The sequence below is a fragment of the Priestia sp. SB1 genome (assembly GCF_038898415.1).
Genome location: NZ_JBBJSS010000003.1, coordinates 31666 through 56328, shown reverse-complemented (window position 1 = coordinate 56328; position 24663 = coordinate 31666). Strand labels below are relative to the sequence as shown.

Below are 24663 nucleotides of genomic sequence, written 5' to 3'. Positions count from 1 at the left end.
GGATGTCTGTGCAAGAATAAATATTTCAAAAATGGTTTAGCTTTGTTTAAAGCGTGGGTAATACAACAAATGCACATGATTGCTTGTTAGATGAAATGAAAAGCAGAACTTTACCACTGATAAATTACGCAAGCTAGAACCAAAATAGTAGTACTGAATGGTGAAAAATATAGGAGTTGATATAGATGATTACAGCAGAGAAAAACATAGTGAAATTTAAAGCAAAAGACGGACGTGAAGTCACTATACGCCCTGCAAAGGCAAGTGATGCAGAGCATATTACAACAGCGGTAAGAGAAATTATTGAGGCCGGGGAATTTATTCAAAAAGATGAGCCGCGCACAGTCCAAGAAGAGCAAGATTTTATTGCATCAGTAGAAAAGAACAATCACATGTACGTTGTAGCTGAAGTCGAAGGTGAAGTGCTTGGAATCGCACGTGTTCTGAGAGGCGAAATTAAAATGAAGCGCCACACGGGGCTCTTCCGTACATGGCTTATTTCAAAAGCACAGGGAATGGGAATAGGAAAACAATTTATGAATTATACGCTAAACTGGTGCAAAGAAAATAATCTTCATAAACTTTCTTTAACTGTGTTTGCTTCTAATAAAGTGGCATACGAATTGTATAAAAAGGTAGGATTTGAACAAGAAGGTGTTATGAAAGAACAAGCTTATTTCAACAATGAATATGTAGATGAAATCTATATGTCCATTTTCTTTTCATAAAAAATAAGCACTTATTTTCGTCAATCCATAAATTGTATCTGTACATTCAGATTATTTGCGCTATAATAAAAGTGCACAACAAACATACACTTCTTCAAAACGTAGACTTTCCTGAGTTACAGGAAAGTTTTTTTATGTTTCACCTCCATTTCACTAAAAAAGAATTGAATAAATCCCCAGCTATTACAAATGTTAAATGTAACGCAATCAAAGAGGTGAAGTGTATGCCAAAAATTATCTCAGTTGGATTTGGAGTTCCCCCCTATGAATTAACTCAGCAAGACACGCTGCTATTTGCAAAAGAACTTTTTTCCGAGTCGTTTAAAGATATTAATCGTCTGCTGACCGTTTTTCAAAATGGTCAAATTGAAAAACGTAATTTTGCCAAAGACTTATCTTGGTTTCAAGAAGATCATACATTCGAAGAAAAAAATGATGCTTTTATAGAATGTGCTGTTGAATTAGGTACAAAAGCCATTGAAGAATGCTTAACAAATAAAGACTATGTAAGTACCCCTTTGCCGTGTGGAGAAATTGATGCTATTTTTTACGTTTCAACAAGCGGTGTAGCTACGCCTAGCATTGAAGCGCGAATTATGAATAAGCTTGCGTTTTCAGACCATACAAAAAGAATCCCTATATGGGGATTAGGGTGTGCCGGAGGAGCATCTGGACTTTCAAGGGCTTACGAATATTGCAAAGCCTTTCCGCGCGCTAAAGTTCTTGTATTATCCGTTGAGCTGTGCAGTTTGACTTTTCAGCGGAATGATCGTTCAAAAAGCAACTTAATCGGTACATCTTTATTTGCTGATGGAGTAGCAGCTGCTTTAGTCGCAGGTGACGAAGCAGATATCACTTTTGCCCGTTCAAAAAGCTTTCCTTACATTTTACATACACAATCGACGCTTATGCCAAATTCCGAAGACGTAATGGGATGGGAGATTAAAAATGATGGGTTATTTGTTGTCTTTTCAAAAGATATTCCCACTATTATCGATTCGTGGTTAGGCGGAGAAGTGGAGTCTTTTTTACAAACTCAGAATTTGACCAGTCGGGATTTAAAACATTTTGTTGCTCATCCTGGAGGGAAAAAAGTGCTTGAAGCATATGTATCAACGCTATCGCTAAACGAAAATATGATTGCTGATTCACTAGATGTACTTAAAAACCATGGAAACATGTCTTCGGCAACCGTTTTATATGTGCTAGACCGCTTTATGAAGAAAGAAATTCCGAGTAAAGAATACGGTTTATTAACAGCTCTTGGTCCTGGATTTAGTTCTGAAATGCTTCTATTAGAGTGGAGGTAAAGCGATTGTTTTTTTATAGTTTTTTTGTATTTATTATCTTACAGCGTCTATGTGAATTGGTGATTGCCAAAAGAAATGAAGCTTGGATGAAGAAGCAGGCAGCGTACGAAGCTGGTCAAAGTCACTACAAATGGATGGTAAGCATGCACGCCGCTTTTTTTGCTGCTCTTTTTACGGAAGTATATGTGTTAAACGGTGGAATGTATCACTTTTCTTTTTTGTTGTTTAGCTTTTTTGTGCTTGTGCAACTTGCAAGAGTATGGGCTATTTCTTCGTTAGGAAAGTATTGGAATACAAAAATTATCGTCTTGCCTAACGCGAAGGTTGTGCTAAGAGGTCCTTATCGGTTTATGAAGCACCCAAATTATACAGTTGTAGCGGCAGAATTGGTGTTAGTTCCGCTTATGTTTCAGGCATACTGGACGTTAGCTATTTTTTCTGTTTTCAATTTGTGTATATTAGCCGTTAGAATTCCTTTAGAAGAGCAAGCGCTAACGAATGAAACAAATTATGGCGAGGTCATGCAAAATACGGGACGTTTCTTTCCTGCAAAAAAATCTCAAAACTAATTGAAAATGATTATCTTTCATGATAAGATGAAATCAAATGATAAAGATTATCAATTTCATCAAGTAGAAACGGTGGTGGACGTAATGGTTAGTCTTTTTGTGATCGGAGCACTTGCTACATATGTTGGCGTCACAACGTATGTAATGAAAAATATTGAAAAAGCCCAAAAGGCGTAATATATACACGGTAAATAAATACAATGCAAAGCTGTCAAATTATTGACAGCTTTTTTTATTGTTTTTGTAACTAAAAATTCAGTTTTTTATGGGAAAACGTAGGTGAATCAAGTAAAATAGAGAAAGAATAAGCAGAAACAAAGATGGATAGAGAACATTTAAATACAGTCTTGAATGAGGCAAAAGGGGTAGAGTAATAATGGGTAAAGTGAGTGTGAAACATCAAGAAAATCTCCAATTGGAAGCATCTCTTTTTCATTTACATAAGCAATTTCAAGCAGCTGGAGATGAACAGCAGGCAGCAAAAGCAATACAGCTGTTAAAAAAGTGGGTGAACGGTGAATTTGTTGTAGCATTTTGCGGACATTTTTCGGCTGGGAAATCGAGTATGATTAACGAATTAATGGGGCAAGCAATTTTGCCTGCAAGTCCTATTCCGACAAGCGCAAACTTAGTATCAGTAAAGGCGGGGGATGAGCATGCAACCGTTTATTACCGCAAACAGCCGCCGGTGCGTTATGAAGCGCCTTATCAGTATGAACAAATTAAGCAGTTTGCTGTCGACGGAGATGAAGTAGAGTCCATTCATTTATCAATCGAGACAAACGCTATTCCTAAAAATGTTGTGGTGATGGACACACCGGGGATTGATTCAACAGATGATGCGCATCGTGTATCGACCGAGTCAGCTCTTCACTTAGCGGACGTTATTTTCTACGTGATGGATTATAATCATGTGCAGGCAGAATTAAATCTTCAATTTGCAAAACAGCTGCAAGAAGCTAATAAAACGCTTTATTTAATTGTAAATCAAATCGATAAACATCAAGAAGATCAGCTAACATTTCAAGCATTTAAAGAATCTGTAGAAACGTCATTTTTAAAGTGGAATGTTAGACCAGAAGGAATCTTCTATACGTCGTTAAAAGAGCCAGCCAACCGTCATAATGACCTTTCGTACGTAAAATCTCTATTACTTGCTATGATGACGGAAAAAGAAAACCGACATCAGCATATTCAACATGCGTTGCAAATGTTAATTGACGATCACCTTGCCTTTATTGAAGACCAAGAAGAAGAAAAGTTAACGATTCATGACGAGCTGCGCCATAAGCTGACGCTTGAGAACCATGAAATAAATAAGCAGCAAAAAGAGCAGCTTCTCGAAAAAGAAGCGGAAATAAAGCGTGCTGAAAAGCAGTTAGCAGAAACGTACCAACAAGAAACAGGCAAGATACTAAGCAACGCCAATTTAACACCATATGAAATGAGAGAAAAAGCTAGGCTGTTTTTAGAAACGACAAAGCCTGATTTCAAAGTGGGTCTTTTATTTGCTAAGAAAAAGACCGAGGAAGTAAAAAAAGAGCGGCTGACGTTATTTTTTGACGATATGAAAGAACGAACAGCCTCTCAGCTGCAGTGGCACTTGCAGCAATATGTGCAAGATCTGGTGAAAAATCAAAATCTTACTGACCCGGATCTTATACGCCAGGTTCAGCAGTTTGAAATTCCGTTAGAACCTCATGACTTAATTGAAACGGTAAAAGCAGGAGCTACGATTAATGGTGATTATGTTTTAACGTACGCAAAAGATGTAGCTGATCACATTAAGAAAAAAGCCACGCGATTGTTATACGAGCTCTATGCGCAAATCGAACAGAGCAAAATGGAGCAAGATGAAGTAAAGCGTGAGAATATTTCTCAACACTTGCAGGAATGTGAGGCATTTGAAGAAGCGTATACATCTCTTCAGGAAATGAAAGCAAAACTGGCACGTACAAAAGCGTTGCTTCAATCTTTACAGCAAACTGATGACGACCTAACGCTAGAAGATACAAACGAGTTGTCATATATGTTACAAGAAGAATATGAAACGGGCATCATGAAAGCTGAAGAAAAGCATGAAGCTGCGAGTGAGCAGCAGTTAGTTTCACAGCCTGAGGAAGCTGTGCATGAAACAGGAACAGAAAAGGTTCTTCAAGATGTATCAGCTGTTCTCGAACAGCTCCGTTCATTTGGAAAATTAGACCGCTTTATTAATAGGCTTCAAGAAAAACGTAAAAAGCTATCAAATCAAACGTTTACCGTAGCTTTATTCGGAGCATTCAGTGCCGGTAAGTCATCTTTTGCTAATGCGTTGATTGGAGAAAGATTACTTCCTGTATCTCCGAATCCAACAACAGCAACCATCAATAAAATTATGCCTCCAACAGAAAAACGGCCGCATAAAACAGCTGTTGTGCAAATGAAAACAAACAAGCAGATGATCCAAGATTTAAATGGTGCACTTAAGCTGTTTCATCATGAAGTAGAAACAATTGACGAAGCGCTAGCGATTATTCCGACCCTGCAGGCAACAGAAGAGCTGCAGCTGCATTTGTCGTTTTTACAGGCAGTAGAAAAAGGCTACGGCGAAGTCAAGCATCATATCGGTTCAGAAGTAGTAGTGGATACAGAAGGATTTCATGATTATGTAGCCAAGGAAGAAAAAGCGTGTTTTGTTCAATTTATTAACCTGTATTATGACTGTGAATTTACTCGCTTAGGCATTACGCTTGTTGATACACCTGGAGCTGATTCAATCAATGCGAGACACACGGGAGTAGCGTTTGAGTATATCAAAAATGCAGATGCCATTTTATTTGTAACGTATTATAATCATGCATTTTCAAAAGCTGACCGAGAATTTCTTATTCAGCTTGGCCGTGTAAAAGATGTATTTGCGCTTGATAAAATGTTTTTCTTAGTAAATGCAGCGGACTTAGCCAGCTCGGATACAGAGCTGCAGTTAGTTCAGACGTACGTAAAAGAGCAGCTTGAACAGTATGGTATACGCTTTCCGCGCTTATACCCGGTATCAAGCTTGCAAGCTTTGCAAAACCACGAGGATAAAATGTTTCTGCCATTCAAAAATGCGTTTTACCGCTTCATAAATTATGAATTACCAGAGCTTGCTATCCAAAGTGTCTATGCAGATTTCGAACAAATTTTAGCAGTTGCCAATGAAATGAAACAGGTGCAGACAAAATCAGAAGTCGATAAAAAGCGATACATTCAATCTCTTCACATAAAAAATGAGCAGGTAGCAGCAAAACTGCATGAAATTCATTTTGAATATGAACAACAGCAGTTTGACCGAGAATTAGAAGAGCTTTTATTTTATGTGAAAAAACGTCTGTTTGTGAGGTACGATGACTTCTTTAAAGAAGCATTCAGTCCGGCAAACTTAAGAGATGATCGAGGTGAAAAGCAAAAGCAGCTGCGCCTGTGTTTGCAGGAGTTGTTAACGTCTATTTCCTTCGACGCAACGCAAGAAGTGCGTGCGACCACTTTGCGAATCGAAAAATACATCGTAAAATTAATCGAAGACTGGCATCGAATGATCATCACAAAGCTACAGCGCTATGAACCGACGTTTACTCCAACGTTGAACTCGTTAGAGCCTCCAAATGGCAGCGAAGTTGTGACAAGTCATCAATTCGATAAGAATGAATCGTATCAAAAAGAGCTTTCACTGTATAAAAACAATAAAAGCTTTTTTGAAAAAAATGAGAAAGCAAAGCTCCACGCTGCTTTATTAGAACGTATTAAGCCGGATGTTAATCATTACATTGCGAAAGAAGAAGCTGCTCTTCATTCACACTATACCTATTTAGTGAATCAGTACGTTTTAGCGCATAAACAGTCTGTATCTGAAGAATGGTATGATTATTACAAACAGCTGCAAGCGGCCGTGTCTGAAGAATTTCCAATTCAAGAATTGGTAAGTACAATGACGGTGCTAGAACATGTATTGGAGGAAAGAAAGGGTCATTAATTTTTATGTCTACACACATAAATAAACGTTTACAGGAAATTGAAAAAGAATATAATGTAGAAATTTTGTTTGCATGTGAATCAGGGAGCCGTGCTTACGGACTGGACACGTTAGCGAGTGATTTTGACGTCCGCTTTATATATAAATATAAAGCATCACGCTATCTTCATCTCAATAGACCTCAAGAGGTCATTAATGTAGCAGAAGGCAATTATGATATGCAAGGGTGGGATTTGTACAAAACCATTTATTTGTTTACAAAATCAAACCCTTCGCTTTATGAGTGGCTATGGTCGCCTTTTGTTTATTATCAAAAGTCATCGTTTGCTGAGCCACTCCGGCAAATGATGGCTCAATCATATTCCTTAAAAGCATTGGGATATCATTATTTTAAAATTTTAACGATAAATAGTAAAAGAAATCTGACATCTTCTGTTACAATAGAGGATATAAAAGTGATGCTCCAACTGATTCGTGCATTTTTATCACTGAAAGTAGTAGTAAAGCAGCGCAGTTTCCCTGTCATTTTATTTGCCGATTTATGTAAGCAGGCAAATCTCGACGATAGGCAGCAATCCATCATTGAGCAATTTGTACAATGCAAGATAAGCGGGAAAGTCGCTTTTAATGAAAAGATGAAAAACTTTTTGGATAACATTAAGAAAGAATCTGCAGCGATAGAAAAAAACTTAAAAGAATTACCGGAAAAGCAAATCAGTTATGAGGACATTAACTTATTTTTACTAACTCAGCATAATATAATGGAGGAACGAACATGAGTGTACATAAAGAAATTTCAGCCCATTCTAAAAAACAGCACGAATTAGTACGTGCTTTTGCCAGCTTAGAAGCTCGACGTGAGCAAGCTATTGAAGCAGCTGTGCTTCTCTGCAAAGAAGGGAAGCCCTTTTCTGTAGACGGTATTAACGCTGTAACAGCAGAAATTAATGAGCTGTCTCAAAAATATACCATCATTCCAGGCCGTAAAGTAGTGACGGAAGAAATGGTTAAAGAGTACGTAGCAAGAATATAAACGTGCTAAGCTCTGGTGTTTTTACCTTAATTTGAACAGGATATGACGTGCCGCTTGATCCATACTAATAGTGTACCAACGAGGTACAAATAGGAGGAGATAGCGATGGGTCGTCAAAAATTAGGTAATAAAAATGCGCAAGCGAATAACAATGCAAAGCATAATTATAACCAAGAGTTCTCTTCTGAGTTTAAAGCAAATCAGGCTCAAAAAGCAAAGCGTGCAAAAAGTGCAAATGACACTTATGCTGGGGAGTTTGCTTCTGAGTTCAACGTGCAACAAAACCAAAATAATTCTGTTAACAAGAAGTTAGAAGCTAATAAAAGTGCAAATAATCAATATGGACAAGAATTCGGCTCTTATGCTGAAGTTGAATCTGCCAAAATGAATAATGCTGCACAAAAAAAGCGTAAAAAATAACAGAACTGTTTCCAAAAACGCCGGGATTAGTCTGCTCTGTCAGCAGATTAGCCCGGCGTTTTTTGTTGGGCAATATTTGCTTGGGTACAAGATGTCAATCCATCGCAAACTATAGATGAGGTGAAGCAATATGAATAAAGGAATTGTCATTGCTCTTTCATCAATCGGTTTAGCACAAGCTTTAAAAATCCCAATTAAAAAGTATCAAACAGGAAAATGGGATATGCGGATGATTGCTGCGTCGGGTGGAATGCCAAGCTCTCATTCAGCCGGCGTATCTTCTTTGGCTACCTATGTAGCATTAAAAAGAGGTGTTTCTACGATTGACTTTGCGTTAGCATCTGTTTTTGGAATTATTGTGATGTACGATGCACAAGGAATTCGAAGGCAGACTGGCGAAATTACTATTAAAGTGAATACGTTAGATGAAGAAATTGAAAAGCTTGCGGGTCTTCCAGACGGAGGCTTTCACGATTTGACGGAACAGCGCTTGAAAGAAATGCTTGGTCATCAGCCAGAAGAAGTGATTGGCGGAGCCATTTTAGGAGTAGCACTTGGAGCAATTGGCTATTTTTTAGAAGGGAAATCATAGTCAAATAGCCAAAAGTAAGCTAAGATAAAGAAGAACCTTTGCAAAAGGATGGGACGAAAAAGTGACAAAAACAGCTCAAACCGTTGAAGAGTATCTTCTTTATCTTGAAGAAAAAGGCTTTCATTTAGCAGAAGATGCACGTGGATTTATTTCATTTGGTCAGCAGTATACGCGTGCAGCTGACGAGATGGTCATATTTACAATTGAATGGACACTAAAAGTACAAAAAGAATTTGACGGCAGTTTTTTTGTATCGCTCCTCGAGAATTTGACATCAAATCGTATTAGCAATCAAAAACAAGCCATTCAATATTTAAAGTCATCAGGTATGATTTAAGCAGGATTACATTCCTGCTTCTTTTTGATTAATGGCTTGTCTGGCCAGCTGATCAGCACCTGCATTTTGAGAGCTAGGGATCCACTTTATAAAAAATAAATCAAATTGACTGGACAATTTGAGGGCTTCTTCCAGTAAAGGAGCAAACGCTTTATTTTTAACGTATTCTTGGTTCATTGCGCGGTCTACTAGCTGAGAGTCTGTTCGAAAAGATACGCTCGTATACTTTTTTTCTAAACAAATTTTTAATGCATGAAGAAGTGCATGGTACTCTGCTTCATGATTCGTCATTGTCCCAAGAGCAATAGCGTAACGATGATGTTCACCATTTCCTTTAATTAAAATACCAGCTCCAGAAGGACCAGGATTGCCAGCAGTGGCTCCGTCTATATAAACTTCAATCATCATACAGCCTCCTTGTTAAAACAATATAAGCTTAAACCATGTTTTTTCATCAATAGTATTGTATCATAAGTACTTCAGCTATTTTATATTAGCACGTATAAACGCTAAAATCCGCTTATTAGGTAAGAAAACTGTCATGAAAAGACATAATAGAAGATAAAATACAAAAAAGCAGAAAAAGTGTTGAATTCAAAATTGCTGATGAAAGGAATGCTCGTTATGAATTTCCAAATTGAATGGCATTATAAATCCTCGAAACATAAACAGTTAATTTTCACATCCGATTTCACAGATGCGAATGAGGCGCTAATGATTGTGGGTGATTTAGAAAAAACAGGTCGAACGAAGGAAATTTTTCTACTTGATGAGCAGCAGCAAAAATGGACTGTAAAAGAAGCGAAAAAGCTCTTACAGGAAGTACAGACAGAGCCTCACGATATTGTGGCATATTTTGACGGAGGCTATGAGCATGATACGCTTTTAGCGGGGCTTGGGGCTGTGATTTATTTTAAACAGAACAACCAGTCTTACCGAATACGACGAAACTCAAGACTGCAAGAGATAGAATCAAATAATGAGGCAGAGTATGCTGCTTTTTATTATTTAATACAAGAGCTTGAGGAACTTGGTGTTCATCATATACCGGTAACGTTTAGAGGTGACTCTCAGGTTGTATTAAATCAGCTTGCAGGGGAGTGGCCCTGTTTCGAAGAAGAGTTTAATCGGTACTTAGATCGAATAGAAGATAAAATGCAGGAACTTGGTATCCGACCGGTATATGAGCCTATTTCAAGGAAGGAAAATGAAGAGGCCGACCAGCTTGCGACTCAAGCTCTTCAAGGGATACCAATTGCTAGCAGGAAGCAAGTGTAACACACAGAACGAAATGGAGATGAACGAGAGTGGAACGTAAACAATTATTAGAAGAAGTAACGGAGTTATTGGATTACTACTGTAGTGATTGTTTTGTAAAAAAAACGTTTAACAAAGAAAAGGGCAAAACATACGCTCAGACGTTTTGTATTAAAGAGTGTACCGTAGGAGAAAAGATTAAGCAGTATGGAGATTTGCTGACTAAAAAGTAAGCGTGTATAATTTGTCGGCAGCAGCTTCATTCTATCCATATGAAGCATATAGTCCATAAATCCTTGTTGTATCAAGGGTTTATGGACTAGTTTTATATACAATGCTCACATTTTGACCACATTACACAGACTTTTGGTTTTTCATTAAATCAGAGAATTTCGACGCTGTATCTTCTTGCATGTCTGGAATAACATGCGAATACGTGTCGAGTGTTCGAACGATTGTCGAATGACCTAAGCGTTCACTTACGATTTTTGGATTTTCTCTCATCTTTAATAAGATTGTAGCATGTGTATGTCTTAAATCATGGAAACGAATCTTTGGGACATTCGCTTTATCTATATGCTTTTGGAAATGCGCTCGTAATGTACTTAATAATAACGGACGTCCATCGGCACGCGAACAAACTAAATCGAAATTATATTCAGCTGGTTTGGCTAGTCGGTGTTCATTTTGCTTTGTTCTATGTTTTTTTAATTGTTTAACTAAGAAGTCATCAATGGCAATCATTCGAAAAGAATAAGAGTTTTTTAAATCCGAGAATTGAAATCTACCTTTAACATAGGTGAGTGACTGATTTACGCTGATACGTTTTCCTTCTAGGTCTACATCTTTCCATCTAAGACCTAAGATTTCACCGCGCCTCATGCCAGTGTGAGCGGCGATTAAAAACGTTAAATAATAAGTAGAGTCATCAAATTGAGCAACAGATAAAAAACGTTTTAATTCTTCTGCTGACCAAACATTGTAACTTCTTCGAGTAGAGCGCGGCATGATTACAGAATCCATCGGATTTTTTATAATTCTTTCATCTTCAATCGCAACTTGAAACATATTTTTTAACAAAGAAATCACAAAACGAATATAAAGAGAACTCAATTCCTCTTTAGATAATTCATTCACGAATTCTTGCCCGTGATATTTTGTGAATTCTTGTAGCTTTATGTTTCCGAGCCGTGGTATAATCCGATTGTTAACCGCGTAGTTGTAATTGGTATAAGTAGAGTTTTTTAATTTTAATTCTGCACGTGATAAAAAGAATTCAATGAATTCTTTGATTGTTATATCTTTACGAATAATAATAGAACCTTTATCAAATTTGGAAATGAAGTCGGCGCAGTCTTTTTCTGCGTCTTTTTTTGTGCGGAAACCACCTTTTGATTTTTGGCGTCGTTTTCCACTTATCGGATCTTTGCCAATATCTACAGTATAGCTCCATGTCTTGCCACGTTTACGGAAGTATCCTTTCATGCTGTTCGCACTCCTTTGTTTCGATCTTCCGTCCCTACATAGACAACTCCTTCAATGACTAATGTAACACCAACCGGTAAAATATCTGTTTCAACAATTGTTCGCTTCATAACAAACCACTCCCTCTCGATTTCTCATAATACGACAAATAGATTACGAACGAATGTTCTATTTTTTCTCTATGTACTATGATAGTGGAGTTTTCCAATAATGGAAATAGCGGAATTTGTCGAATGATATAGTACTTTTTCGACAATTAACGCTTTAGTCTTGTTATGTCCTTTTTGTGCCTCCAAAAGCAGCTTAAAATTGTATTCAATTATTTTTGGTATTATTTCCCATACTAGTTGACTTAATTATGTGTACCCATTCACGTAATTGCTCGGTACTAACACCTTGCTTTTTCATTTCTTCTCCAAGAATAACCCACTCTAAGTCTTCTGTTGATAAATCTTTATCTGGTTTCATTTTACCTTCAAAGAAATCTAATACATCGATATGGAAGATGTCTGCTGCTCGGTTTAAGAATTCCATTGTAGGTTTTTTGATATTGTTCTCAACCTTAGAAATGTAAGATTTTCCTACACCTAATTTTTCGGCTGTAGCATCTTGAGAAAGTTTATTCCTCTCTCTTTGTTCCTTAAAAATCTCCCCGATAGTCCTCATAGTTTTACACCTCCTACCCATGTAAAAAACGGTTACTCACCTATTATCTATATTATTGAGGAAGGTTTCAACAATAAATAAAATGTTTTGGAGGAAAATAACAGAAATAGTGTTGACTAATAGGTAAACGTTTGTATATAATAAGATTATCGAGTTGACCAAATGGTAAACATACTTGATGACGAGGTGAAAAAATGGGAAATAACATCAAAGAGTTTCGAGAACGAAAAGGATGGAGTCAAGCAGAGCTAGCAAGGCAGTTGGAGGTTCATAAGTCTTGGATACACAAACTCGAAACAAGTAAGGCAGAGCCTACACTTAGAATGGCTTTACGAATGGCCGATATCCTCGAATGCACAGTAGAGGACTTATTTTTTATCGAAGAGTTGACCAAACGGTAAACAAGAGAGGAGAATAAAAAATGAATTATGAAGAACAGTTCCCGTACATTTTAACAGCTAAACATGTCCAAGAAATCTTAGGGGTAGGCAAAGAAAAGGCTTATCAACTCATGGATGGCGAGTCATTCCCAGTTATCAAAATAGGGCGCCACAAAAAAGTGCAAAGAGAAGCGTTTTTTAGATGGATCAAAAGTCATGAAAAAGAGGTGATATAAATGGAAAACAAATTTATTGATGCAATTGAAGTAACTAAAAACAGTATTGAAAGTTCTAAACAACGTATTGATGAGTACAAAAAAGGTGACGAACTTGCTAAACCTTTCTTATTAAAAGAAGAAGGTTACTTGAAAGGATTGGAACAAAAATTAAGCGCGCTTGAAAACCTGTTCTTTCAATATTCACAAGAATCATTTCAAAGTTGGATTGATGATACACAAGATTATCTAAACGAATTCAATTCAAAGGAGTCGATCATCTAAAGTGAACATCATCCAAGAGTATCTATACAACATGTGGAACGAAGAAGGAATTGTTCCTGAACTTAACACCATAGAAGAAGCCTTGGAAAACGATATATCACACGATGAAGCATTAGATATCCCGATAGTAACTGAATACTTTATGCAGCATATCAGAGCAGAAGAAGGTGAGGTCTTATATGAAGGATTTAACCAAATAAAAAAGAGCCTGCTGGAACAGGACTCTTAGAAAAACATTTTCGGTATTAGTATAACTAAAATTCGAAATTCATTCAATGGGAGAGGTAAAAATGAAAAAAATCATATTGCAAGCATTAGTTCTTAAAAATTTCAAAGGTGTTAAAGAATTCAAATTAGATACTCAAGGCTACAACGTTCAAGTATTCGGTGATAACGGCACAGGTAAAACAACATTATTCGATGCGTTCATTTGGTTGATGTTCGATAAAGATAGTCAAAACAAAAAAGATTTTCAATTAAAAACAGTCGATTCAATTGGAAAAGAAATTAACAACCTGGAGCATGAGGTTGAAGGAATCTTTTCAGTAGAAGGTACATCACTAAGTCTCCGTAAAGTGTTTAAGGAAAAATGGACGCGAAAACGCGGTGCAGCTACAACAGAATTCACAGGGCATACAACAGATTATTACGTGAACGGTGTACCTAGTAAGAAAAAAGAATTTACAGATGCAGTTGCAAATCTGATTGACGAAGATGTGTTCAAACTTTTAACAAGTCCACTTTATTTTAATGAGCAGTTACATTGGCAAAAGCGCCGTGAATTACTATTACAAATCTCTGGTGACATCACAAATGAAGATGTAATCAACAGCAACAAGGAGTTAGCTTCATTAGAAAACATCTTAAACGGCAAAAGCATTGAAGATCATCGCAAAATTATTACTGCTAAACGCTCTGAAATCAATAAAGAACTTACACGCATTCCAATCCGAATTGATGAAGTTCGTCGCGGTATGACTGATATATCAGATTTGAACGAAGCTGAAATCAATGAACGTATTCAAAAAGCAGAAGTGCTCATGATGGAAGAACGAAATAAAATTGCTGAAATTCGAAACGGCAACAATATTCTTGATTTAAAAGGACAAATAACTTTCCAACAAGCAGAGCTGGAAGAAAAGAAGTTCGAATACACGGAAAAAAATTATGCTGCTCTCAATCGTAAACGTGCTGAAATTCAAGCGCTTAATGATAAAGAAGCTAACTATACAGTTGATTCTAAAAAGGCTTATAGAAAACATGCTGATTTAATGTCAGAACATGCCGAACTAGTTGAAAAAGTTGATAAGCTACGCAACGAATGGAAAACGGCGGACGATGAAACATTCGATACACATGCTCTAGCTTGCTCTACGTGCGGTCAAGATTTACCAGAAGATAAAAAACAAACGATGCTTGAAAACTTCAATGCTAAAAAAGCTAAACATCTTACTAATATCGCTGTTGCTGGTAAAGAAGGTGCGGCAAAGGTTGAACAGTTAAAGGTTGAAATTTCAGCAGTTACAAATGAGATTAATGCAATTGACGCGGAAATTAAAGAAATTCAACGCCAAAAGCAAGAAGCTTCTCAACAGTTTGAAGAAATGAAAGCTCAAACAACTAGGTTTGAGGACACAGGGGTTTACACTTCTTATCAAACTGAAATCGCTGCTCTTAAAGAACAAATAAATCAAATACAAGATACTAACATTCAAGTTATCCAAGAGCATGAGCAAACAATTAAAAATCTAGATAACGAAATCATGACAGAACGTGAAAAGCGTGCTCGCTTACAACAAGTTCAATTGTCTGAACAACGCATCATTGAACTTGAAGCAGAAGAAAAAGAACTTGCTAAAGAATTCGAGGATCTTGAACATCAACTTTATTTAACAGAAGAATTTATCCGTTCAAAAGTTACATTACTGGAAGAAAAAATTAATTCTAAATTCAAATACGCTCGTTTCAAATTGTTCGAAACTCAAATCAATGGTGGCTTAACAGAAACGTGCGAGACGTTATATCAAGGCGTTCCATACTCAAGAGGGTTAAACAATGCAGCTCGTATCAATGTAGGTTTAGACATCATTTCAACACTAGCTGAACACTTTAACGTTGCTTGCTCTATCTTCATTGATAACAGCGAATCAGTGACGGAATTAATCGATATGGATACACAAATCATTTCATTAGTTGTAAGTGGTACAGATGATGAATTACGTGTAGAACAAAACCAACAATTAAACCAGGAGGCAATCTAAAATGACAAATCAATTAGCAATGGTTAAAAAAGATACGGTGGATGTAGTAGCAGCAAAGGTGAAAGAATTTCAAGAAAGTGGGGAGCTCCACTTCCCTGCTTTCTATAGTCCGGAAAACTCAATGAAATCAGCTTGGTTAATCCTTCAAAATACACAAGATCGAAACAAACGTCCAGCTTTAGAAGTTTGCACAAAAGACAGCATCGCCAATGCATTACTGGACATGGTAGTTCAAGGATTGAATCCAGCAAAAAAACAAGGTTACTTCATTGTTTACGGAAACCAATTAACATTCCAGCGTTCTTACTTCGGCACAATGGCAGTAACGAAACGTGTAGCAAAAGCCAAAAGTATTGATGCAGCAGTAATTTATGAAGGTGATTCAGTTGATTACGAAATCATCAACGGGCGAATCGCTAATCTTAAACATAAACAGCAGTTCGGAAACATCGATAAAGAGAAAATCATTGGTGCTTATGCAACTATCGTACTTCCTGAAGATGAAGTGTACATCGAGTTAATGACTATTGCGGAAATTAGACAGGCCTGGAGCAAAGCACAGTTTTGGAGCAAGGGCCAAGACAAAGAAAAAGAAGGTAGTACACATGATGAGTTCAAGCAAGAAATGGCTAAAAAGACCGTTATCAATCGTGCTTGCAAGAAATTCTTAAACTCTTCTGATGATGAAAGCGTAATGATGAAACACATCAATAAAGAAGATGAAGAAATCGAAGCACAACAAGAAATCGATGAAAACGCAAATGGTGAAGTGCTTGACATGGATTATGACGAAGTGACGGAAGAACCAAAACAGATTGAAGAAACTCAGGAAGAACCAAACGAAAAACAACCCGAAGAACCACAAGAAGAGAAACAATCTGCTTTAGAAATGGAAGTCGTAGAGGAAGAACCGAAAAAAGGCGGCGCGCCGTTTTGATTGATATTAAAGTAGTGGGATCATCCAGCAAGGGCAATGCCTATCTGCTGGATGATTCAAAAACAAAGTTGTTATTGGAATGCGGTGTAGGATGGCGACAACTTCAACAAGCAGCTGGATTTAAAACCTCTGAAATCGCGGGTTGTTTGGTCACTCATGAGCATGGAGATCATGTCAAATCTCTCAAGGATGTTTTAAAAGCCGGAATCGATTGTTATATGTCAACAGGTACAGCAAACGCCGTAAATGTTGAACATCACCGGATTAAAACGGTACAAGCTAAGAAACCCTTTAAGGTCGGAACATTTCAAATCATGGCCTTTGATGTCCAGCACGATGTATCTGAACCATTTGGTTTTCTGATTATGAATAAAGAAGGTGATCGCCTTCTATTTGCTACGGATACGTACTATATCAAATATAAGTTTCATAGACTTACTCATATCATGATTGAATGCAACTACTCAGCAGCTATCTTGGACGCGAATATCGCACTAGGTACAGTCCCACAGATAATGAAAAAACGACTTACATGTTCACATTTCAGCTTAGAAAATGTTAAAGAATTCTTTAAAGCAAATGATTTGAGTCAAGTTGAAGAAATACACCTTTTACATCTTAGTGATTCCAACAGCGATGAAGGTTTATTTAAAGAAGAGATTATGAAATTAACCGGAAAGCCGGTATATATCGCATAGGGGGAATGAACGTGGGAGCGTTGATGGCTATTATTATCATGTTGACGATGGCATTTGTCATAGTGGGTGGTTATACAGCTTATGAACATGTGATGAACTTCTATAAAAAGGAGTTAGGGGAATGAACGATAACAAAGAAGTGGTGTTGCGGTATTTAGAAGCGGTTGAACAGGGGTATTATCATAAATCTATTTTAGAGGTAGGACGGTTAAATGATTGTAAATAGTCTGGTCATTGCTCTTTTTATTGTCACTCATGTATTAGTGGTGCGTAGTTATCGGTCGGAATATTCAAATAAAAGGAGTGGGGAGAGATGGAACGTAAATTCACGCAAGAGGATAACATTAAGTACTCTTTGAAGGAATATGAAGGAGAAGTCAAACTACTTCACTACAACAAAAAAACAAGGGAAGTTGAATACTTAGAAGTAGTTGTCACAAAGTCCGATAATCCTGAAATCTTAGAAAATTCTACTCAGTGGATTTCACATAAAAACTTTGAATATGTAGAGCTGCTTTCTTATGACACATGCAACCTTAATCATCGTGATTATGGAGAGTTGGACAAGTTAATGAACCTCTTAGAAGAAAAATTAGTCGTTATTAGCCGTGATTATAAAATTGACCAGGCATTAATAAACGGGGATAAAGAGCTGTTTCTTAAACTAACAGGTGATTCACAATGAAATGTCCTAATTGTACTAAAGTGAGTTTCTATAAGGCAAAAATGTTTGGGGATATAAAACATCTGGAGGTTTACTCGGAGTAATTTGAAAGGGGTGAGTAGATGGAAGAATTCAGCAAATAAAAAGACCACATGCTGGAACATGAGGTCAAACGATTTAGAAATAAAACGTACAGATATTATACCACACAGAAGGAGTGCTATAAATGGCTAAATACAGACACGTTCATACAGCCTTTTGGGAAGATCCGAAAGTTTTGGAGGAAATGACACCCGAAGATAAATATTTTTACTTGTATCTTTTAACAAACCCTAAAACAACTCAAATTGGAGTGTACGCCATCACTAAAAAACAAATGGCCTTTGATTTAGGATATTCAACCGAATCAGTTACAGCGTTGTTAGATCGCTTCATTAATAATCATAAGTTAATTAAGTACAACGAAGAGACGCGAGAACTTGCGATTATCCATTGGGGCAAATACAACCTTTATAAAGCTGGAAAGCCTGTTATCGATTGTATCAAAAAAGAATTAGTGGAAGTGAAAGACAAAACGTTGCTAGCGGAATTGATGAATCATATCCCAAATGAATCCATTAATAATGAGTTTTTACGACACGTTCACGATACGTCGACGACAAGTGGACAAAAAGAAAAAGAAAAAGAAAAAGAAAAAATATCTACTATTACTAAACGCGCTAATGCTTTTGAAGTGTATGAACAAAATTTCGGGATGCTTAAACCTTTAGTGATTGACGATATTAATTATTGGATTGAGCAGCTTAATGAAGAAGTAGTCGTAGAATCCATGAAAATCGCTGTTAAACGTAATAAAACAAGTTTCGGCTACTGTGAGGGTATTCTTAAAAGCTGGATTAATCAAAATGTAAAAACATTAGCAGATGTACAAGCATTGGCATTAAGAAACGAAAGACCTCAAGTGAATATTGGTACTCACACTAAACAGAATGGAGGGTATCCAAATGAATCCGATGGAACAAATCGTCAATCAAGTTCTAATGAATCAGTCAGTCTCAACGACTTGTCCCTCTGAACCGCGTGTATGTCCTCATTGTAAAGAGGTAGTACCGGTTATGGAAGTAGATGTGTTTGGAAAGAAACGAATAGTTCAACCTGTTTGCCCTTGTGAGGCGGAAGCGCGTAAAAAAGAAGAGATGGCGAACGCGAAATATCAAGAACAACGCAAATTAAGGGAAATGTTCTCTATAAGCGATTTAGGGGAAAGATTCGATCAAGCTTCCTTTGAAAAGTTTAAATCAACACCAGGAGCGGAAAACGCACTCAAATTTTCAAAGCGATTTGTAAATGAATTTGATACAAAGTTATGGAAAGGGTTAGCACTCATGTTGTGGGGTGTGCCTGGGAACGGAAAAAGCCTTCTAGCCGCATCAGTAGCAAATGCGCTAGAAAGCGAAGGAAAAACAGTTGTATTTATCAGTATGCCGAATCTGTTACAAAAAATACGTAACACGTTCAATAACCACAATAAAGAATCAGAAGATGAAATTATGAAAGCACTACACACATGCGATTTGCTCATTATAGATGACATAGGAGCGGAAAAAGTAACGGATTGGGTAGAAGATGTCATTTACCGCATTGTAGATGGTAGATACACAAGAAAGAAACCAATCTTTGTTACATCAAACTTAAACCCGGATGACTTAGGCGTGAAAATCGGCCCTCGTTCAATGGACAGGCTAACAGAAATGTGTCAATCCATTCACAATAAAGCGACTAGCTATCGAAAAATTATTGCACAGCAGCGCTTAAAAGCGCTTATGGAGTAAACGTGTTTCTTATAATCTTAGATGCTGAAGGTAAAGTACAAACATTGATCTTGTCAGTTCGTTTGTACGATTAATAAGGAATTGTCGTTGACCAATAGGTAAACGTAAGGGTAGGTTCGAATGAGAGAAATTTTAAAAACAGATTGGGAGTTGTGATTATGTGTACTATCTGCAACGGGATAGGGAGAGTTGTGACCTATCCCTATCCTGGAAAACTAATCGTAGAGGTAGGAACTTGCATATGTGTAAAAGATATGACAGGCTATCACAATTTAGAACAACAATTACAAGAATTAGATAAAAAAATAGAAGCGTTTGAAAGAAGATTGTAAAATGCCCACTCATTATGAAATAGCAGCAGGTAAACGAACGGTAAATAAACTTGAAAAAAGCTACATTGAAGGGCGTAAACAGTTTGAAGGGTTGAAACGTACAGACCGCAAACGAATGGCTACCGGTAGAGTTTATTACGTTTTAGATGACATTGATAGCTACGGTGTTTTTCTTGAATGGTATGAAGAAGACTTAGAAGAGTTCGATGGACTTTATCACAAAGGTGTATCAATAGAACGATTAGCAGCGCGTTTTAACCGCCTGGAAGATGAAGTGGGGCTTTTGATTATGGATAGAGCAATAAAAGGTCATTTGAGTATTAAAATGCGTGAGAAGAATATTCGGAAGCTCTATAACTAAAAATAGGTATGTGTTTTGACCTGTAAGTCAAAAAGGAGAGGTATAAGTGAATAAGCAATAGCAAAAGAAGCGTTTAGTTAAGTCAATGAAGCAACGTTCTAAAGCAATGCAAAAAGAAAGATTGGATAAAGCTCGGTTAAACTTTTGGCGCATTAAAACTAAGGAACTAGCAAACAAGTAAACTATGCACGTTGCATTAGAAACTACTACATAGAACATACACCTTTGCACCCCTAAATGGAGGTAAAAACAAATGTCCGAAAATCAAACTTCACAATACAAAATTTTGATAAATTCATTAGCTCAAGAAATTCCGCACCGTCCTGATCTGCTTGATGGAGTAAATGGGCTTATCGAAAAGTTCGAAAAGCAAACAACACCGCGTTTTGTTATCCCGATTGATACGGCTGATCTTGTTCAAAGTCATCACAAAGGCATGTATAACTTTTTAGAACGGGACAATATGAAAGTATCAGATTAAAAGAATACTAGCTTAAAAGGTCAAAACAAGCGGTTAAAAAAGATTCTTAAACTTATAGTGAAAGAACTATAAAAGGGGATGGGATCATGTGTTTACGGTGTAAAAAGACTGGGTTCTGTTTCGGTAAAACTTGCAGTTGTAAGTATGGTGAACACGCTAGGGATGTACAGCACAAAATGATCATTGAGTTAGCGCTTGCTACTAAAGATAAAGAATGGTTTTACGAGCTAACAAAAAGGGGGTCATATTTTGTTAAATGAATTCAATCCTGTTCCTAAGCCGGTGAAAGTGGATAAAAAACTAAAGCCTTATATGAAGCAGCGGCCAAGAAAAAAGAAAAAGCCAAAGAAAAATACAAACGTCACCATGTATCACAATCGAAAAATTCCACATTGGAAACAGCGTGGTGAAGTTTCCAGAAAAGAAGGAAATGGAGCTTTGCGCCACTATGGAGAATGTTGTGCTGTTTGTGGGAATCCTGAATTTCAGCTGCATCACATTGTTCATAAAGGTTATGGAATAGGCGGGCGTGGTAAATGGCGCAATTTAGTTCCTTTATGCCTATTTCATCACACTGGTGAAAAAGGCGTTCATACCATTACAGCATTTGATCGATATTGGAAAAATATTCATGAAAAGAAATTCGGTCCGCATTATTACAAAGACCAGTGGGATTTGTGGATGGAAGGTTTGATAAGTTCCCCAACAGAAAAGCTGTTTGAACGTTTTATGCAAGATGAAGAGGAACGTTTAACAAAATGTTAGAAAAGTAGATTTGATGATTAATAAAACAATTGAATTATATAAAGAGGTGCTGCAATGAAACAAAAGGGTTGGGTGGAAGAACACCTTAATGAAGTTCTAAGGTGTCAGAAAATGTTAGAACGCACACCGGATGAAATGAAAGTGCATCGTATTGAAATTATGTCCAAAATGCTAGTGTTCATCGGGAAGTTAGCTGCAACGTTTTCGGAAGAGTACAAAAATATTTATGCTGATCGGAAATCAACATATGCGGAGGCTGAGATAGCAGCATCAAAAAATAAACATGCTCATGCTGAACTTGCAGTTAAGGAATTGAGAAAGCAAGAAGCAACAGCTTACGGAAATATGCAGCGTTGGAGAAATGCGTTTGAAAGCACTAAAGAAGAAATTAACGCTTTGAAATATAAAGTGAAAATTGATATAGAAGACGGGTCAAGCCGAATTAGATAGGAGGAAGAACGAATGTCTCAGCAAATGATTAAATGGCAGGTTGAAGAATGGATTCGAGATTATAACTTTATGTTAAGAGAGATTACTCGTCTTAATAGAATATTAGACGCACCTAGTTTCAGAGGGCAAAAGCTTACTGCTACCTATGGAGATGAAGCGGCTATGCCAAAAGGTAGCGGTGGTATTAGCCAAGCTGAATTAAATCAATTAGATCGTCGCGAAAAGCGTTTATATAAATATTTAGCTATCACTGAATACTTAGATAAAATAATAGATGAATTAGAGGAAGATAAACATAAAATAATATATGACTGTATGCTGGAAGGAATATCTTATACGCAAATAGCGCAACATTTAGAGTGCTCCCGCGATACCATCAGAAAAGTCAAAGAAGTCATTATCGTCAAGGTCGCCAAAAAAGTTCAAAAAGACCAATTTCTTCAAAAGTTGAGATTAATTTATAAATAACTGTAAAATGAATACAGGAAGAGGCGGTTGTAGAGCAGGAGCTTTCTATGTATTAAAACTTTATTACTTCTAAGGTTACCCTGTACTATAAAACCTTGCTCGTAAATGTATGATTGTAAAAATTTGCAGTTTTAAGCCGCGTATCCGAAGGGATAAGCGGCTTTTTAATAATTTTTAAAATTAAAGAAATGTATTATTTAAAGGATAATCCAATTACTAATAGAATATTATGAATATTAAAAGGGGATATTGTAGAAGCATCCTTGTTCATTTAAAAGTTAAATATATCCACATATTCTGATTACACATCTTGAAATAAAAAGGATTTATTAATAAGATGTATTTGGGTGATAAGAATGGAATTATTAAATGATTTTAAAGTTAGGTCATTATTGTTAACCGAATTAAATGAAATTTATGGTCGGTGTACTGATACTAGAATTATCAATGAACTTGGCTTAGATAATGGAGCGTCCAGGATTGATGTAGCCGTGGTTAACGGAATAATGCATGGTTACGAAATAAAGAGTGATTTAGATAATTTAGACCGTCTCCCAAGACAGATGGAATACTATAATAGAGCTTTTGAGAGAATGACTATTGTGGTGTCCCGAAAACACCTACCAGAAGTAAAGAAATTGATTCCGGAATGGTGGGGAATTAAGGTCATCAGTGCGAATCAGTCGAGATTAATAAACGTTAGAAAAGGGAGAAGAGTGTCTACACAAGATCCAACACTTATAATAAAGCTATTATGGAAAAAGGAATTAGAAGGTTTAATTGATCATTTAGGTTTAGCAAAATCATTAAAGAAAATGAGAAAAAAACAGCTCCTGACTCTTTTAAATCAAGAAGCTGATTTTAAAGTTGTACAATCATATGTTTATAATGTTCTTAAGCAAAGAGAGAACTGGAGGATAAGTTAACTGAAAGTTGTGCTATGGTAATTTCAATATGGTGGTTAACTCCTATAGCTATAGGAACCTGATGACCACTTATTGTTAGTTGTCTATCTGCACACTTTTTTATTTCGCCATCTCCAAAAGAAAACGTCGGTCCAGGGAAAAAATCCTGTTCAATTAATTCTGTACATACTTCATAAAAAGTTAATTCACCGTCATCCTTAATTAGCTTAGATTTAGCAATCCAATAATCTGTTTCAGTAGAATAGAAAATCTTCAGATAAGAATTATTATGATTAAATCCGTTAAGGACTTCTCCTTTTAGTCTTGTTGTATAGTCACCGAACTCTAAAGTAGGATTTTTTAATTTCAATTCAAGAAAGTTATTAAGTTCAGTTCTTGGTCCAATTAATGTAACTGAATGTGTTTCCGCATCAGAAGCATTTTCAGGACAGGAAGTGGCTAAGTACACCAACTCAGAGTTCTCTATTTTAGAAAAAGTATCTATTGTATTTTGAATCCTTTTTGTAGTAGTAGGCTGGTTAAAGAAATCGAGTATTACAGTAATTTTCGTATCTGGCTTTGCCAATTTTAAATCACTTTTAATTTTTTCAAGCACAAAGGGATTGAAGGATTCTTGAAAATCATGACATCTAATTCTAATAGCTATCTCGGAATAACCAGCTTTAAGAACAGAATTAATTAACCATTCAGGAGAATCATGTTGAAAACAAGGAATAACATTTAAATCTTCTTCATCCATCTTATTCAAGCAATGTTGTACAAGGTTATCACCAGTTATGCTTACTAACTGTGTTTCCTCTCCAAGGTCTTCTAATGCACAATTGAAATCATAGATAAACCGGGTATCTTTGATACGTTCTTTTAGGTATCTTCCTAATGTATTGAACGTTGACTCCCAGTTCGGTATGTTACTCTTTCTCACTCTTTTTGACTCAATGATAGGAATAATTCTTTGACGTGATTCCTCTTTAAGTTCTTTTAAAGCTTTCATTTCATTATTGGCATTTTTCAACAAAGGATAGTACATAAGAACCTCCTAGTAATTTATTTTAGGTTACATAAGAACCTTTCTATAAATGGAGAAATATCCCTTCTTTTTGAAGGGGTTTTCTTGTATTTTGTTAGAATATGTCGTGTGATTAAACCCTCTTACTTGAGTTGAAGATATTGGAGTTAATCAATCAAAGTTAATTTAGGTTGAACTTATTTTTGTGGAA

Annotated in this window: 34 protein-coding genes; 30 read left to right on the top strand and 4 right to left on the bottom strand. The window is 36.5% G+C overall.

The features are described 5' to 3' along the window. The first annotated feature begins 185 nt into the window (after positions 1 to 185). The 10 genes from WKH56_RS10890 (at position 186) to WKH56_RS10845 (ending at position 8983) form a co-directional block, all read left to right on the top strand. On the top strand, positions 186 to 728 hold the full coding sequence (locus WKH56_RS10890) for a GNAT family N-acetyltransferase (RefSeq protein ID WP_028414038.1): 543 nt from the start codon (positions 186 to 188) through the stop codon (positions 726 to 728). Between the two features lie 224 nt (positions 729 to 952). Further along, a complete protein-coding gene (locus WKH56_RS10885) occupies positions 953 to 2038 on the top strand; it encodes a type III polyketide synthase (protein ID WP_098627144.1) in 1086 nt (361 codons plus the stop codon). Positions 2039 to 2043: 5 nt separating this feature from the next. Then, complete coding sequence (locus tag WKH56_RS10880; RefSeq protein WP_310884280.1) at positions 2044 to 2607, top strand: isoprenylcysteine carboxyl methyltransferase family protein; 564 nt, start codon at positions 2044 to 2046, stop codon at positions 2605 to 2607. Positions 2608 to 2613: 6 nt separating this feature from the next. Then, positions 2614 to 2784, top strand: a complete 171-nt coding sequence (locus WKH56_RS10875; RefSeq protein WP_155017140.1) for a hypothetical protein — start codon at positions 2614 to 2616, stop codon at positions 2782 to 2784. A 199-nt stretch (positions 2785 to 2983) separates the two neighbouring features. Then, positions 2984 to 6601, top strand: coding sequence for a dynamin family protein (locus WKH56_RS10870; RefSeq protein WP_310884281.1), 3618 nt, complete (start codon positions 2984 to 2986; stop codon positions 6599 to 6601). Between the two features lie 5 nt (positions 6602 to 6606). Beyond that, a complete protein-coding gene (locus WKH56_RS10865; RefSeq protein WP_310884282.1) occupies positions 6607 to 7380 on the top strand; it encodes a nucleotidyltransferase domain-containing protein in 774 nt (257 codons plus the stop codon). Next, on the top strand, positions 7377 to 7634 hold the full coding sequence (locus WKH56_RS10860) for a DUF2533 family protein (RefSeq protein WP_013082381.1): 258 nt from the start codon (positions 7377 to 7379) through the stop codon (positions 7632 to 7634). The genes WKH56_RS10865 and WKH56_RS10860 overlap by 4 nt, the downstream gene beginning before the upstream one ends. A gap of 105 nt (positions 7635 to 7739) precedes the next feature. After that, a complete protein-coding gene (locus WKH56_RS10855; RefSeq protein WP_013056168.1) occupies positions 7740 to 8054 on the top strand; it encodes a hypothetical protein in 315 nt (104 codons plus the stop codon). A gap of 130 nt (positions 8055 to 8184) precedes the next feature. Beyond that, positions 8185 to 8646 carry a divergent PAP2 family protein gene (locus WKH56_RS10850; protein ID WP_013056169.1) on the top strand — a complete coding sequence of 154 codons (462 nt, stop codon included), beginning with the start codon at positions 8185 to 8187 and terminating at the stop codon, positions 8644 to 8646. Between the two features lie 61 nt (positions 8647 to 8707). Further along, complete coding sequence (locus WKH56_RS10845; protein ID WP_013082383.1) at positions 8708 to 8983, top strand: DUF6123 family protein; 276 nt, start codon at positions 8708 to 8710, stop codon at positions 8981 to 8983. 6 nt (positions 8984 to 8989) lie between these two features. Here WKH56_RS10845 and WKH56_RS10840 read toward each other — a convergent pair whose 3' ends face one another. Further along, positions 8990 to 9388, bottom strand: coding sequence for a reverse transcriptase-like protein (locus WKH56_RS10840; protein WP_033578453.1), 399 nt, complete (start codon positions 9386 to 9388; stop codon positions 8990 to 8992). A 219-nt stretch (positions 9389 to 9607) separates the two neighbouring features. Here WKH56_RS10840 and WKH56_RS10835 point away from each other — a divergent pair, with 219 nt between their 5' ends. After that, positions 9608 to 10261, top strand: coding sequence for a ribonuclease H family protein (locus WKH56_RS10835; protein ID WP_034266558.1), 654 nt, complete (start codon positions 9608 to 9610; stop codon positions 10259 to 10261). Between the two features lie 29 nt (positions 10262 to 10290). After that, positions 10291 to 10473: a zinc-finger domain-containing protein gene (locus tag WKH56_RS10830; RefSeq protein WP_013056173.1), complete on the top strand. Its 183-nt coding sequence runs from the start codon at positions 10291 to 10293 to the stop codon at positions 10471 to 10473. A gap of 121 nt (positions 10474 to 10594) precedes the next feature. Here WKH56_RS10830 and WKH56_RS10825 read toward each other — a convergent pair whose 3' ends face one another. Then, positions 10595 to 11725: a site-specific integrase gene (locus tag WKH56_RS10825; RefSeq protein WP_098548061.1), complete on the bottom strand. Its 1131-nt coding sequence runs from the start codon at positions 11723 to 11725 to the stop codon at positions 10595 to 10597. Between the two features lie 315 nt (positions 11726 to 12040). Then, entirely contained in the window at positions 12041 to 12391 is a 351-nt protein-coding gene (locus tag WKH56_RS10820; RefSeq protein ID WP_342835642.1) for a helix-turn-helix domain-containing protein, read from the bottom strand. A gap of 194 nt (positions 12392 to 12585) precedes the next feature. On the opposite strand from WKH56_RS10820, the gene WKH56_RS10815 reads away from it, so the two are divergent. From WKH56_RS10815 to WKH56_RS10735, 18 genes are all read left to right on the top strand, one after another. After that, complete coding sequence (locus tag WKH56_RS10815) at positions 12586 to 12792, top strand: helix-turn-helix transcriptional regulator (protein WP_342835641.1); 207 nt, start codon at positions 12586 to 12588, stop codon at positions 12790 to 12792. A gap of 20 nt (positions 12793 to 12812) precedes the next feature. Then, complete coding sequence (locus WKH56_RS10810) at positions 12813 to 13007, top strand: helix-turn-helix domain-containing protein (protein ID WP_098548064.1); 195 nt, start codon at positions 12813 to 12815, stop codon at positions 13005 to 13007. Beyond that, positions 13008 to 13271: a hypothetical protein gene (locus WKH56_RS10805; protein ID WP_342835640.1), complete on the top strand. Its 264-nt coding sequence runs from the start codon at positions 13008 to 13010 to the stop codon at positions 13269 to 13271. It abuts the gene before it with no gap. Between the two features lies 1 nt (position 13272). Beyond that, the gene (locus WKH56_RS10800) at positions 13273 to 13500 is read left to right on the top strand and encodes a hypothetical protein (RefSeq protein WP_098548066.1); all 228 of its coding nucleotides are present in this window, start codon (positions 13273 to 13275) and stop codon (positions 13498 to 13500) included. A gap of 61 nt (positions 13501 to 13561) precedes the next feature. Then, positions 13562 to 15532 carry an ATP-binding protein gene (locus WKH56_RS10795; RefSeq protein ID WP_342835639.1) on the top strand — a complete coding sequence of 657 codons (1971 nt, stop codon included), beginning with the start codon at positions 13562 to 13564 and terminating at the stop codon, positions 15530 to 15532. 1 nt (position 15533) lies between these two features. Next, a complete protein-coding gene (locus WKH56_RS10790) occupies positions 15534 to 16469 on the top strand; it encodes a recombinase RecT (protein WP_342835638.1) in 936 nt (311 codons plus the stop codon). After that, positions 16466 to 17167, top strand: a complete 702-nt coding sequence (locus WKH56_RS10785) for an MBL fold metallo-hydrolase (RefSeq protein WP_342835637.1) — start codon at positions 16466 to 16468, stop codon at positions 17165 to 17167. The genes WKH56_RS10790 and WKH56_RS10785 overlap by 4 nt, the downstream gene beginning before the upstream one ends. A gap of 313 nt (positions 17168 to 17480) precedes the next feature. Then, positions 17481 to 17852, top strand: coding sequence for an IDEAL domain-containing protein (locus WKH56_RS10780; protein WP_342835636.1), 372 nt, complete (start codon positions 17481 to 17483; stop codon positions 17850 to 17852). A gap of 205 nt (positions 17853 to 18057) precedes the next feature. Continuing rightward, positions 18058 to 18906 carry a DnaD domain-containing protein gene (locus tag WKH56_RS10775; RefSeq protein WP_342835635.1) on the top strand — a complete coding sequence of 283 codons (849 nt, stop codon included), beginning with the start codon at positions 18058 to 18060 and terminating at the stop codon, positions 18904 to 18906. Beyond that, a complete protein-coding gene (locus WKH56_RS10770) occupies positions 18836 to 19663 on the top strand; it encodes an ATP-binding protein (RefSeq protein ID WP_342835634.1) in 828 nt (275 codons plus the stop codon). The genes WKH56_RS10775 and WKH56_RS10770 overlap by 71 nt, the downstream gene beginning before the upstream one ends. 158 nt (positions 19664 to 19821) lie before the next feature. After that, on the top strand, positions 19822 to 19995 hold the full coding sequence (locus WKH56_RS10765; protein WP_342835633.1) for a hypothetical protein: 174 nt from the start codon (positions 19822 to 19824) through the stop codon (positions 19993 to 19995). Position 19996: 1 nt separating this feature from the next. Next, positions 19997 to 20356, top strand: coding sequence for a hypothetical protein (locus WKH56_RS10760; RefSeq protein ID WP_342835632.1), 360 nt, complete (start codon positions 19997 to 19999; stop codon positions 20354 to 20356). Positions 20357 to 20609: 253 nt separating this feature from the next. Further along, entirely contained in the window at positions 20610 to 20837 is a 228-nt protein-coding gene (locus WKH56_RS10755; RefSeq protein ID WP_342835631.1) for a hypothetical protein, read from the top strand. Between the two features lie 86 nt (positions 20838 to 20923). After that, positions 20924 to 21097 (top strand): IDEAL domain-containing protein, encoded by a 174-nt coding sequence (locus WKH56_RS35135; RefSeq protein WP_481861963.1) that lies wholly within the window; start codon positions 20924 to 20926, stop codon positions 21095 to 21097. Continuing rightward, positions 21087 to 21602, top strand: a complete 516-nt coding sequence (locus tag WKH56_RS10750; RefSeq protein WP_342835630.1) for an HNH endonuclease signature motif containing protein — start codon at positions 21087 to 21089, stop codon at positions 21600 to 21602. The genes WKH56_RS35135 and WKH56_RS10750 overlap by 11 nt, the downstream gene beginning before the upstream one ends. 54 nt (positions 21603 to 21656) lie before the next feature. Continuing rightward, complete coding sequence (locus tag WKH56_RS10745; RefSeq protein WP_342835629.1) at positions 21657 to 22052, top strand: hypothetical protein; 396 nt, start codon at positions 21657 to 21659, stop codon at positions 22050 to 22052. 12 nt (positions 22053 to 22064) lie between these two features. Continuing rightward, positions 22065 to 22520, top strand: coding sequence for an ECF-type sigma factor (locus WKH56_RS10740; protein WP_342835628.1), 456 nt, complete (start codon positions 22065 to 22067; stop codon positions 22518 to 22520). Positions 22521 to 22876: 356 nt separating this feature from the next. Then, positions 22877 to 23446, top strand: coding sequence for a sce7726 family protein (locus tag WKH56_RS10735; RefSeq protein WP_342835627.1), 570 nt, complete (start codon positions 22877 to 22879; stop codon positions 23444 to 23446). Here WKH56_RS10735 and WKH56_RS10730 read toward each other — a convergent pair. Further along, positions 23415 to 24473, bottom strand: a complete 1059-nt coding sequence (locus tag WKH56_RS10730) for a beta family protein (protein WP_342835626.1) — start codon at positions 24471 to 24473, stop codon at positions 23415 to 23417. The two genes, WKH56_RS10735 and WKH56_RS10730, sit on opposite strands and share 32 nt — an antisense overlap. Between the last annotated feature and the right edge of the window lie 190 nt (positions 24474 to 24663).